Here is an 11,498-nt window from a genome sequence, read left to right as displayed (position 1 = left end):
TACTATAAATAAGATTGAGAAAAATACATTTTGATGACATAATTAATGTTTAGTTGTAAAAAAGTAAATTTTTCACATATTTAATTTTAATAGCACTTATGCGACAAAAAAATCACATTGGAATTGTAAATTTAAGGCAAAAACATGTAAACTATTATAGTGTATTTTAAACGAATGATGAACTTTGAAAACAATAGAGCGTTTTGTTAGGAAGGGATTATATGGGGTCAAAGCTAATTAGAGGGACGATGATTTTAACCCTCGGTACATATATTTCAAAAATATTAGGCTTGTTTTATGTTATACCGTTTAACGCTTTAGTTGGAACGAGTGGTGTTGCTTTATATCAATACGGTTATGTACCGTATACAATTTTTATTTCGATTGCTACTGCAGGAATTCCGATGGCCGTATCGAAAACAATTTCAAAATATAATGCGTTAGAAGAATATGCAGTCAGCAGGCGATTATTTAAATCGGGTTTAGCCATTATGTTGGCTACTGGCTTTATGGCCTTTCTCATTTTGTTTATGCTGGCTCCAACGTTAGCGCAACTCATTATTCCAGCTGATGATTTAACTTCAAATGTGGAAGATGTTACTGCCGTTATTCGGGCGGTTAGTTTCGCACTCATAATCGTTCCGTTTATGAGTTTGATCCGAGGCTTTTTCCAAGGTCATGGCTCGATGGGACCTTCTGCTGTATCACAAGTAGTGGAACAAATTGTACGAATTGCCTTTTTACTTCTAGGTGCTTTTATTGTTTTACAAATATTAAATGGTTCTATTGTTTTTGCTGTTCAATTAGCGACATTTGCAGCATTTGTCGGTGCGATCGGTGGTTTAGCTGTTCTATTTTGGTATTGGATAAAACGTAAACCTCATTTAGACGCACTTCTTGCTCAAGACCGTGGGCAAGTCCAAATCTCTTTATCACAAATGTATAAGGAAATTATCGTATCTGCCATTCCATTTATTATTGTCGGTATTGCCATACCTTTATTCCAAATGGTCGATACATTAACCTTTAATAAAACGATGGCATCGATAGGTCTGGCAGCACAATCAGAAGCACAATATGCGATGTTAAACTTTAACTCACATAAAATCGTGATTATTCCTGTTTCCATTGCAACAGCCTTTTCATTAACATTAGTGCCATTAATAACGAACTCTTTTGTAAATGAAAATCATAAAGATCTCCGTCTTCAGTTAAATCAAACGTTTCAAGTGTTACTATTTTTAACGTTGCCGGCGACTGTAGGGATCATGATTTTAGCTGAACCAATGTATTCGTTTTTCTATGGATATAACTTAGATGGAGCGGAAATTTTACTTGCTTATGCCCCGGTTGCCTTATTATTTGCGCTGTTTTCTGTTACGGCAGCAATTTTACAAGGGATTAACCGGCAAAAGTTTACTGTGTTTAATTTATTAGTAGGTTTACTTATAAAAATGCTACTAAATATCCCGTTAATTGAGGCTTACCAAGCGTATGGTATGATTTATGCTACTGCCATTGGATTTGGAGTTGCGATTATCCTTAACTTAATTATAATTCGAACGTATGCATTTTATCGTTATCGACTCGTATTTAGAAGGAGTCTGCTTATCTTAATTTTCAATGGAATTATGGGTGTTGTCGTTTATTTCAGTTATAAATTGTTTGCATTATTTATTCCAGTTGAAAATCAACTAACAGCGTTAATTTTAATTCTCCTTTGTGCTGCGATCGGTGGGATTGTATATTTTTATTTAAGTTTAAAATCAAAGTTAGCATTTTTACTTTTCCCGGAGCAAATGCAAAGTTTAAAACGGAAATTAGGGATTTCTTAATAAGAAATAGTGTTCGCGAAAAAGCGTCCGCACTGTAAAATAATTAAGGGCTGTCCGAAAAGTCGAAAATACAGACATTTGATGAGGAAATTGGCGGCGACTCCAGCGGGAACAGCACGAGCTGAAGACCCCGCAAACGCGCTTGCGCGTTGAGGAGGCTGAGGCCGTGCCCGCGGAAAGCGTCCGCCAAAGTAACGAATAATTGCATCAATAATGTCTAAAAAATGACTTTTTGGACAGTCCCTTTAGTACATATTTTTTATCTGTGTTTCATAAACCTAACCGTCTTTCGATCCGACGAACGCGATTTTCTAAACGATTTACTTCCCTTTGTAGTTGGTTTACATCCCTTTCTAGGCGATTAATTTGTTGTTGTCCTCCAGGGAATCCTCCACCTGGAAATCCACCTCCAGGAAATCCACCTCCAGGAAATCCACCTCCAGGAAAACCACCGCCTCCTGGAAATTGTGTTTGTCTAGGATCCTGGTATTGAGTTGGATCTTGGTAAAGATAGGAATAATCAATCATGTTTACATAACCTCCTCCGCATTTTCATTAACAGTGTATGTGTATGCGTCTAAAAATGAATAGTGATTTGCCCATTTATCGGTAAAAAGGTCGATATTTATGAAAGGACTGATTTAATGCGTATTGATAAAATGTTAGCTAATTTAGGATTTGGTAGTCGTAAAGAGGTAAAAAAGATATTAAAAGCCGGTGCAGTAAAGGTTAACGGAGAAACTGTCACGGATGGAAAAATTCATGTTGATCATGAAAAAGATGAAGTTACAGTACATGGTGAGGCTGTAACGTATAAAGAGTTTATTTATTTAATGATGAATAAACCTGCTGGGGTAATTTCCGCGACGGAAGATCATTATGATGAAACAGTCATCGATTTATTGGAAATTGATGATGCGGTTTATAAACCATTTCCAGTTGGTCGATTAGATAAAGATACAGTAGGTTTGCTTTTATTAACGAATGATGGACAGTTGGGTCATCAACTTCTTTCTCCTAAAAAACATGTACCAAAAACCTATTATGCCATTGTCCGAGGAGGAGAAGTTACTGAAAAAGATCAACAACTTTTTGCCAAAGGAGTCGAACTTGATGATGGTTATGTAACGAAGCCTGCGGAATTGAAAATTTTACGAAATGGGGAAATTCAATCGGAAATTGAGTTAACGATTACAGAAGGAAAATTTCATCAAGTGAAACGGATGTTTCAAGCAGTTGGTAAAAAAGTTGTTTATTTAAAACGTATTTCTATGGGTCCGATTCATTTAGATGAAGACTTAGCTGAAGGTGAATATCGGGAACTAACGGATGAAGAAGTCGAATTACTTAAGGAATGGCGAGCAACTAATTAACATTAAAAAAGCTGTTCATATGTAGTTCAGGACATATGAACAGCTGATTATATACAAACTCTAAGACGATAATTTTACTTTTTTATTTGTCGTTGTCCATTTGCCGCGTCTTGTGCTTTTTACTAAGCCATTATATGCTAGAACGTTAAGGTCTCTTTGAATCGTTCGAGGAGTCATGCCAAACTCGTCAACTAGTTCCTGTGTTGACACAGTTCCATTTTCATAAATAAACATATAAACTGATTTAATTCGAGTTAGCATTCGGTCTGTTGAGTTTTTCAAAAAACCACACCCCTAAATAATAATTTTTTAAAAATCTTGTAACAAACGACAACAGTTGAATGTAATATGAAATTTGCTTCGTTAGTGGACCTTTAAACATCTCCTCTGAATATTTGATAAATATGTAGTTACTGACATTATAGCGAATTGTCTTAACGTTTACTAGTGTTTTTTTTGTTAATTTTTCGTAAATTCAGGACTATGTAAATAATACAAACTGTATTTTGCTATACTATTCAATCGTTAGTCGTTCGTTTGAAAACGTTTGAATTTGTTGAATGAAAAAAGTGATTATAAACCCTTTTCCATCAATATATGAAAGTGGAATGTGAATATTCTGGATGGTCGACCTGTAAATTTTTTTCTTTTTAAAATATTTGTCGGAAAACAGAAAAATGTATTGTTTTTTTAAGTAAACTATATAAAAACTACCGAAATAATATTTAGGAGTGATTCATAGTGGGACAAAGATTTCATTATTTTTTTGCTGTGAAATTACCAGACGAAGCGAAACAATATTTAAAACGTTGGGTTGAAATAAATAAATTACAATTTCCGTTTAAACGCTGGGTCCATTATGAAGATTATCATATTACTCTTGCCTTTTTAGGTTTTGCCGAAAAAGAACAACTGGACCAAGCTATTTCACGTGTTGAACATGTTTTAATAGATTTTGAGCCCTTTGAATTAAATTTTACTGAATTAGAGGTTTTCGGGAATAAAACATCACCACGCATTTTTTGGGCTGGTGTAAACGAATCAGAAACTTTATCCATGATTCAGAAAAAAGTGTATAATCAATGTAAAGAAACGGGATTTAAACTTGATTGGAAACCATTTCGCCCCCATATTACATTGGCGCGTAAGTGGAATGGTGAGCAATCTTTTGATGAGAATGTATTATTGCCAGTTACATTGGACGGCGAGAGCTTGACTTTTCAAGTTAAAGAGATTGTATTATACGAGACACATTTGGATAAACCGCCAAAGTATCAAGAGTTTCACCGATTTAGATTAGGTGAAAAATAGCGTTAATAAATATATGTAGTATACGATCGAGTTGCAAATTTTTGGTTGTTAAATTGAAGGTAGGTATATGAATAATGGGACAGCTAATCAAACTACAAGATTATATTTCTCGTTATGAAATAGATATGTATAAATATCCGTCACGATTTATTCGCCTGAAGCGTCAACAATGGGAATTATATAAAGAAGCATGGGAAAATGAAAAAATGCGACAGGAAAATCCAATTGAAGATTCGGAATCAATTGCATCTTTCGAAGAAGAGGAAAAGGGCAGTTTTTGGAGTAAATTAAAGGAAAAGTTTATCCGGCGTAATGATGATGTATTGGAAGAAGACCTAGTACAATCAGAAACAATTATAGATAATCAAGAAAATAATTTGTTCGATGATTTTATATTTTTAAATGATCAGCTTCCTGAAACGACGGAAGAGTTAAAACGGCTATTTTTGGAAGAACTATTTGAAGTTCAGCTCTCATGGGCGAGTTCTACTTTTTACAGCCAATCATTTATTGACTCATCCTATTATCGTGAAAAAAACTTAAAGTACTTTATTCAACGTTTCCCTGATACATATTTATTTCTCTATCAACCTATATTTTTATTAAAAAAGGCGCCTGTTGAAAGTGAGACGATTTGTATAACGCCAACGGAAGCCTATTGTATTTCATTTTTAGAAGAGGAAGATGGAGCGGTATATATAGGTTCCGATGAATATTTTTGGCAAGGTCGATACAATCAAAGACAAGAAAAATTTTTAAATCCACTAATTTCACTGAACCGTTCAGAGTCGATTATTAAAGGAATTTTGAAACAGGAGGATATCGATTTTCCAATTAAAAAAATTTTACTTAGTAGAAATGGATTTATCGAATTTCCGCAAGCGCCTTACGGTGTAGTCGTAGTCGATCGACGAAATTATGATGAATGGTTCCAGCGGATGCGTACTTCAAGATCACCGTTAAAAAATATTCAACTAAAGGCTGCTAAAAGTATTCTGGAACATTGTAAAACATCAGCAATACCAAGATTTGATTAAGCCTAGTCGAAAACATGAAAGAATCGAGTGATGTTTTTGAAATTATTTTTTATTGTTAATCCTGCTGCAAAAAATGGCTACAGTCTACGAATTTGGAAAAAAATCGAGAAAAGAATTATAAATGAAGCGATAGAGTATGAAGTTTATTTTACAAAACATGCTGGGGATGGAAGCAGACAAGTAAGGAACATTTTACAAAATACAAAAGAAAAGGTGTTAATTATTGCAGTAGGTGGCGATGGAACGATCCATGAAATTATAAATGGTGTATATCCTAATAAAAATGCCATCATCAGCTATATTCCTGCAGGTTCAGGGAACGATTTTGCAAGAGGATACCGAACTCCACGAAATCCAAAACAAGCTTTAGAACATAATTTACGTCTTTTAGCTAAAAATAAAACAATAACAGAGTTTTACAAAGTAGATTGTGGGTTATTTCAAGTGGAAGATTCCACTCAAGGATGCTTTATTAATAATTTAGGTGTCGGGTTTGATGCTGCGGTTGCAAAAGTTGTAAATGAATCAAAGGTTAAACGATTGTTTAATAAATTCGGACTTGGTAAACTGATTTATATTTTAATTTTAATTAAAGAACTATTTAATTATCAAACTTCACGGATAAAACTTCATATTGATGGAGAGGAAAAGATTTTTGAAAATGTATGGCTTGTAACGATTTCAAATCAACCGTATTTCGGTGGTGGTTTGAAAATTACTCCGGATGCAGTAGTAAATGATGGAAGGTTAGATGTTATAATTGTTAATAATATATCACGCTGGAAAATTTTGTTTTTATTTATTACTGTATTATGGGGTGGCCATAAAAAAATAAAAGGCGTAAATTTTGCTAAAGGAAGAAAAATTAACATTGAATCGGAAAAACAAATCCCTATTCATGCCGATGGTGAGTATAAAGGTGTAGATAAGGTTTCCGTTCATGTTGCTGAAAAAGCAATCGCTATTTTAAATGATTTAAAAACATACGAGTAGTATAATAATTTTATAAAATATATTAGAAAAGAGATTTTCTTAAAATTCTCTTGACTAAAGCGTTTTCAAAGAGATACAATCATAGAGTTACTATATAAATTTATAATCGAGATTTTTGTGAATTTTAGTATATTGGAATTTTACTACATGACTAACTGATGTGATTGATGCATAATGAGGGTGAAAACGGTGGATTATATGTTCGAAAAAGGCTGGGTGATTAAACCTGCCGGCGGTGTAACTGGAGAAGCATTTTTAGCATCGCATAATAATGAAAAATTATTTATAAAACGTAATTCTTCACCTTTTCTTGCGGTTTTATCTGCAGAAGGGATTGTCCCAAAATTAGTTTGGACAAAACGATTGGAAAATGGTGATGTAATTACAGCTCAACAATGGATTAAAGGTCGAAAACTAGAACCCGAAGACATGAACTGTGATCGGGTCGCTAAATTATTAAATAAAATCCATCGCTCAAAACCGTTACTTTCAATGATGCGTCGTTTAGGAAAATCCCCTGTTTACCCTGAATCTCTTTTAAATTATGCTGAAACACATTTAGATAATGAGTTGAAGAAAAATCCAACAATTCAAAAGGCATATGATTATTTAAAAACGAATATTTCAATGATGAAACCGATAGATTGGGCAGTTTGTCATGGAGATATGAATCATAATAATTGGATGTTAACCGATCAAGATGAGCTTTACTTAATAGATTGGGAAACTGCGATTATAGGTGATCCTGCCTTTGATATCGGTCCATTATTATATTGGTACGTACCCGAAAGTGAATGGGATAATTGGTTGGAGATATACGGCTTAACGATGACTGACAAAGAAAGAACGCGATTGAAATGGTATGCGTATTATCAAACTTTAATATCGATTCAATTTTTTAAAAATCTTGGCCGTGAAGAAGATAGTTTATATTGGCTAGAAATTTTAGATGAAATTAAATAGAAGAGGCTGTCTAAATAGGGACTCCTAATTTCCCTGGCGATGAGACAGCCTCTTTTTCGAGTGAATGTGTTGTAATTGTTTGTGGAAATGCAAGTTCATTAGGAATATTGATCGATGTGGTCTACCCAATTCGATAGTTGTTCTTGATGATTTTGGATATGGTTATCTAAATGTTGGGTGTATTTACCTTGCTGACCATAGCTGTAAATTTCTGTTAAAACATCTTTAACATCAGGGGTTAATTCACCGCTTAATAATAAAGATTTTACGGTTCGTTCAATTTGCTCACATTCTGAAACGGATCCGCAACAATCTTCTTGATGGTTTTGTAATATATCTCTTAGTAAATTTAATTGGTCAGTATAATCAAGTGGCATGTTCTCACTCCTAGAAAAATTTGACAATAAATTGTGGGGAACAACGATTTTTTACAAGCGATGTAATTTTATTATTTGTTCAAGTGAGTATTTTATACTGATTCATTAGCCGATTAGTTGGAAACACTATTTATGAAAATGAGGTGGAATTTATGCGTTTACGACATAAACCGTGGGCAAAGGAAAAATTAATGAATCATCCGGAATTCGTTGTACTAGATCCGGAAAACTATAAAGGTAAATGGCATGAACTATTTGGGAATGATAATCCAATTCATATTGAAATTGGTTCAGGAAAAGGCCGTTTTATTAACGAAATGGCAAAAGCTCATCCTGATGTCAATTATATCGGAATTGAAGCTTATACAAGTGTTATCGTTTCTGCGTTAGAATATGCGCTTGAAGCCGAGCCAACGAATTTGCGATTATTAAATGTGAATGCGCAAAAATTACTTGATTATTTTGCGGAAGGTGAAGTTGACCGAATTTATTTGAACTTCTCTGATCCGTGGCCAAAAAATCGCCATGAAAAACGGAGATTAACATATAAGTCATATTTAGAGATGTATGAAAAAGTGCTTGTTAAAGGTGGCGAACTGCATTTTAAAACCGACAACCAAGGACTTTTTGAATACTCTTTAATAAGCTTCTCCCATTACGGATTAAAATTAAATTATGTTAGTTTAGATTTACACAATAGTGATTTTGAAGGCAACATTATGACGGAGTACGAAGAAAAGTTTTCTCAAAAAGGACATCGCATTTATCGTTGTGAAGTTCAATTTTCGTAATTAATCTTGTTTTTGATGGGTGTGGACTTGTAATAAAATAGATCGTTGTTGCGGTATATGATTTGTAGCGCAATCAAGAAATCCTGTTAAAGGCATTAGAACCTTTAACAGGATTTTTTTTGATACAGGGGGATACAGGGGGATACAGGGGGACGGGTTCGGTGTTCCAAAATAAAAAAGCGTTTTTCGTGTAAAATGCGATTTACATGAAATTCCGTTGAAGGTGATAAAACGTTTTATGAGATTTTTACAAGCTTGAAATTTGTTTAGACATAAGTGAATTGGAAAATAATAAACACGAGCATAAGTATAAATATTTTCCCCTTTTTTGCCATTTCCCTTTAAAAATTAGACGAATTAGGATTTTATAAAAAGGTAATTTTTTTATTCTAAATGGAAGGAAGGCATTCGATGAAGAAAAATCAAGATTATTTAGAAACGAATAAATGAGGAGATATTTTTAGTAGTTTCCTCTCGATTACGATTGGAGCGTTTATTTTTGCCTATGGATTGGAAGCGCTACTTATACCGAATCGAATTATCGATGGTGGCGTTGTTGGGATTTCGTTAATATTAGAAGAAATTACACCGATTGGTTTCAGTAAATTACTGATAATAGGGATTAACATTCCTTTTCAGTAAAACGCCATTTTCTGTCGGTAATATAGTCATGATTATGAACTTGATTATTTTCTTAACAGCTAGTCTTGTGTTTGGACTGAATAGTGCTTTTTACTCCATTATTTCATATTTAATTGCGGCGAGAATGATGGATACGGTTATTGCGGGCTTGAATGAGTCGAAATCAGTCGTAATTATCTCAGATAAGGCAGATATGATCGGACAAGCGCTAGTTCAGCGTTTAGGAAGATCTGTTACATATTTTGAAGGAACAGGTAGGTATAGTGGTGATAAACGAAAAGCGGTTTATAGTGTGATTACCCGTCTTGAAGAGGTGAAGTTGAAGAAGATTATTCGACATTTTGATCCTGATGCTTTTGTTGCCTTGGCCAACGTGAGTGAATTGAATAGGGGACAATTTATTAAAAAGGGGAAACATTAATTTAGTGAGCTGTTTTTCTTCGGAGAGGCAGCTTTTTTCTTCTTATTTTTAGCGATGGAGTTGGGGTATCAGCACAATTGTAATTATTTGTAAGATTTGTAGAATTATTATAAAATTTTCATAACTAATTGAACTAGTAAGGGAGATGGGAATAGTGGAGCAATTACAACTTGGGAAAATAAAACTGACTTGGTTAAATGGCGGTGTGACTCATTTAGATGGCGGAGCGATGTTTGGTGTAGTCCCTAAACCTTTATGGACAAGGAAATATGCAGTTAATGATAAAAATCAAATCGAATGTCGAACAGATCCTATATTAGTTGAAGTTGACGATAAGAAATTTTTAATTGAAACTGGAATTGGGAATGGAAAATTAACGGATAAGCAAAAAAGAAATTTTGGTGTTACTGAGGAATCAAAAGTTGAGGAGTCACTGCAGCAGTTGGGATTAACGCCTGCTGATATTGATGCTGTATTAATGACGCATCTTCATTTTGATCATGCTTGTGGGTTAACGAAGCCTGATGGTGACGGCTATGTTTCTGTATTTCCGAATGCAACGATTTTTACTAGTAATATAGAGTGGGATGAAATGCGTAATCCAAATATTCGTTCCAAAGCTACATATTGGGAAATTAACTGGCGTGGGATTGAAGAACAAGTGGAAACGTTTGAAAAAGAAATTGAAATTTACCCTGGAATTCGTATGGTACATACTGGAGGCCATAGTGATGGTCACGCGATTGTCATTTTTGAATCTGAAGGCGAAATGGCCATACATTTATCGGATATTCTACCAACCCATGCTCATCAAAATGTATTATGGGTAATGGCATACGATGATTATCCGATGACATCCATTGCGGAAAAACAAAAATGGCTCCCTTTTGCAGCTGAAAATAATGCTTGGCTCACTTTTTATCATGATGCAGTCAACCGCGCGATCAAATGGGATAAAGATGGGAATGTGGTGGAAGAGTTGAAGAGGGAAAGTTGAATCAAAAAGAGTATTTTCGAGGGGATAGTTGATTTGTTGGAATAAGTGGTTTAAATGGCTCGGGATTCAGGATTCAGGGTAGGGCTCTATTGGACAAGATGTTGGTGGAAGTGATGTGAAATGTCATTGAAATGGGATCTCGTAGACAAAATGCTGGTGCCAGAGCAAAGAAATGTCATCGAGGAGTTGTCTCGAAGACAAAATGCTAGTGCCAGAACAAAGAAATGTCATCGAGAATGCGTCTCGTTGACAAAATGCCAGTGCTAGAGCAAAGAAATGTCATCGAGAAGAGGTTTCGAAGACAAAATGATAGTGCAGAAGCATGAAAATGTCATCGAGAAGAGGTTTCGAAGACAAAATGATAGTGCAGAAGCATGAAAATGTCATCGAGAAGAGGTTTCGAAGACAAAATGATAGTGCCAGAACAAAGAAATGTCATCGAGAATGCGTCTCGAAGACAAAATGCTAGTGCCAGAACAAAGAAATGTCATCGAGAAGAGGTTTCGAAGACAAAATGATAGTGCAGAAGCATGAAAATGTCATCGAGAAGAGGTTTCGAAGACAAAATGCTGGTGCCAGAGCAAAGAAATGTCATCGAGAATGCGTCTCGAAGACAAAATGATAGTGCAGAAGCATGAAAATGTCATCGAGAAGAGGTTTCGAAGACAAAATGCCAGTGCTAGAGCATGAAAATGTCATCGAGGAGTTGTCTCGAAGACAAAATGTTGGTGTAGGAGCAAAGAAATGTCATCGAGAAT

Annotated in this window: 13 protein-coding genes; 10 read left to right on the top strand and 3 right to left on the bottom strand. The window is 34.7% G+C overall.

All coding sequences use genetic code 11. From position 1 onward, the window contains the following. Window positions 1–221: 221 nt before the first annotated feature. The gene (locus tag GW534_RS14470) at window positions 222–1,835 is read left to right on the top strand and encodes a putative polysaccharide biosynthesis protein (protein WP_161921701.1); all 1,614 of its coding nucleotides are present in this window, start codon (window positions 222–224) and stop codon (window positions 1,833–1,835) included. A gap of 270 nt (window positions 1,836–2,105) precedes the next feature. Here the strand turns inward: GW534_RS14470 and GW534_RS14465 are convergent, their stop codons facing one another. Beyond that, on the bottom strand, window positions 2,106–2,363 hold the full coding sequence (locus GW534_RS14465; RefSeq protein WP_202630955.1) for a hypothetical protein: 258 nt from the start codon (window positions 2,361–2,363) through the stop codon (window positions 2,106–2,108). A 116-nt stretch (window positions 2,364–2,479) separates the two neighbouring features. Here GW534_RS14465 and GW534_RS14460 point away from each other — a divergent pair, with 116 nt between their 5' ends. Next, window positions 2,480–3,208 (top strand): pseudouridine synthase, encoded by a 729-nt coding sequence (locus GW534_RS14460; RefSeq protein ID WP_161921700.1) that lies wholly within the window; start codon window positions 2,480–2,482, stop codon window positions 3,206–3,208. Window positions 3,209–3,268: 60 nt separating this feature from the next. Here GW534_RS14460 and GW534_RS14455 read toward each other — a convergent pair whose 3' ends face one another. Continuing rightward, the gene (locus GW534_RS14455; RefSeq protein WP_161921699.1) at window positions 3,269–3,490 is read right to left on the bottom strand and encodes a DeoR family transcriptional regulator; all 222 of its coding nucleotides are present in this window, start codon (window positions 3,488–3,490) and stop codon (window positions 3,269–3,271) included. A gap of 459 nt (window positions 3,491–3,949) precedes the next feature. Between GW534_RS14455 and thpR the strand changes: the two genes are divergently transcribed. The 4 genes from thpR to GW534_RS14435 all read left to right on the top strand — a co-directional run bounded on the left by thpR (window position 3,950) and on the right by GW534_RS14435 (window position 7,512). After that, window positions 3,950–4,519: an RNA 2',3'-cyclic phosphodiesterase gene (gene thpR / locus GW534_RS14450; RefSeq protein WP_161921698.1), complete on the top strand. Its 570-nt coding sequence runs from the start codon at window positions 3,950–3,952 to the stop codon at window positions 4,517–4,519. 74 nt (window positions 4,520–4,593) lie between these two features. Next, the gene (locus tag GW534_RS14445) at window positions 4,594–5,556 is read left to right on the top strand and encodes an NERD domain-containing protein (protein WP_161921697.1); all 963 of its coding nucleotides are present in this window, start codon (window positions 4,594–4,596) and stop codon (window positions 5,554–5,556) included. 36 nt (window positions 5,557–5,592) lie between these two features. Next, the gene (locus GW534_RS14440) at window positions 5,593–6,549 is read left to right on the top strand and encodes a diacylglycerol/lipid kinase family protein (protein ID WP_161921696.1); all 957 of its coding nucleotides are present in this window, start codon (window positions 5,593–5,595) and stop codon (window positions 6,547–6,549) included. A gap of 189 nt (window positions 6,550–6,738) precedes the next feature. Continuing rightward, complete coding sequence (locus GW534_RS14435) at window positions 6,739–7,512, top strand: phosphotransferase family protein (protein WP_161921695.1); 774 nt, start codon at window positions 6,739–6,741, stop codon at window positions 7,510–7,512. 98 nt (window positions 7,513–7,610) lie between these two features. Here GW534_RS14435 and GW534_RS14430 read toward each other — a convergent pair whose 3' ends face one another. Then, a complete protein-coding gene (locus tag GW534_RS14430) occupies window positions 7,611–7,889 on the bottom strand; it encodes a YtzH-like family protein (RefSeq protein ID WP_161921694.1) in 279 nt (92 codons plus the stop codon). 152 nt (window positions 7,890–8,041) lie between these two features. Here GW534_RS14430 and trmB point away from each other — a divergent pair, with 152 nt between their 5' ends. From trmB to GW534_RS14415, 4 genes are all read left to right on the top strand, one after another. Beyond that, complete coding sequence (gene trmB, locus GW534_RS14425) at window positions 8,042–8,680, top strand: tRNA (guanosine(46)-N7)-methyltransferase TrmB (protein ID WP_161921693.1); 639 nt, start codon at window positions 8,042–8,044, stop codon at window positions 8,678–8,680. A 510-nt stretch (window positions 8,681–9,190) separates the two neighbouring features. After that, window positions 9,191–9,322 carry a YitT family protein gene (locus GW534_RS16570; protein WP_246204187.1) on the top strand — a complete coding sequence of 44 codons (132 nt, stop codon included), beginning with the start codon at window positions 9,191–9,193 and terminating at the stop codon, window positions 9,320–9,322. A gap of 34 nt (window positions 9,323–9,356) precedes the next feature. Continuing rightward, a complete protein-coding gene (locus GW534_RS14420) occupies window positions 9,357–9,743 on the top strand; it encodes a YitT family protein (RefSeq protein ID WP_246204186.1) in 387 nt (128 codons plus the stop codon). A gap of 154 nt (window positions 9,744–9,897) precedes the next feature. Further along, window positions 9,898–10,740 (top strand): YtnP family quorum-quenching lactonase, encoded by an 843-nt coding sequence (locus tag GW534_RS14415; RefSeq protein ID WP_161921692.1) that lies wholly within the window; start codon window positions 9,898–9,900, stop codon window positions 10,738–10,740. Window positions 10,741–11,498: the final 758 nt, after the last annotated feature.

The sequence above is a fragment of the Pallidibacillus pasinlerensis genome (assembly GCF_009996845.1).
In the GTDB taxonomy this organism is placed as follows: Bacteria; Bacillota; Bacilli; order Bacillales; family Caldibacillaceae; genus Pallidibacillus; species Pallidibacillus pasinlerensis.
Note: the sequence above shows the minus strand (reverse complement) of the source record. Positions and strands in the feature narration are given on the sequence as shown.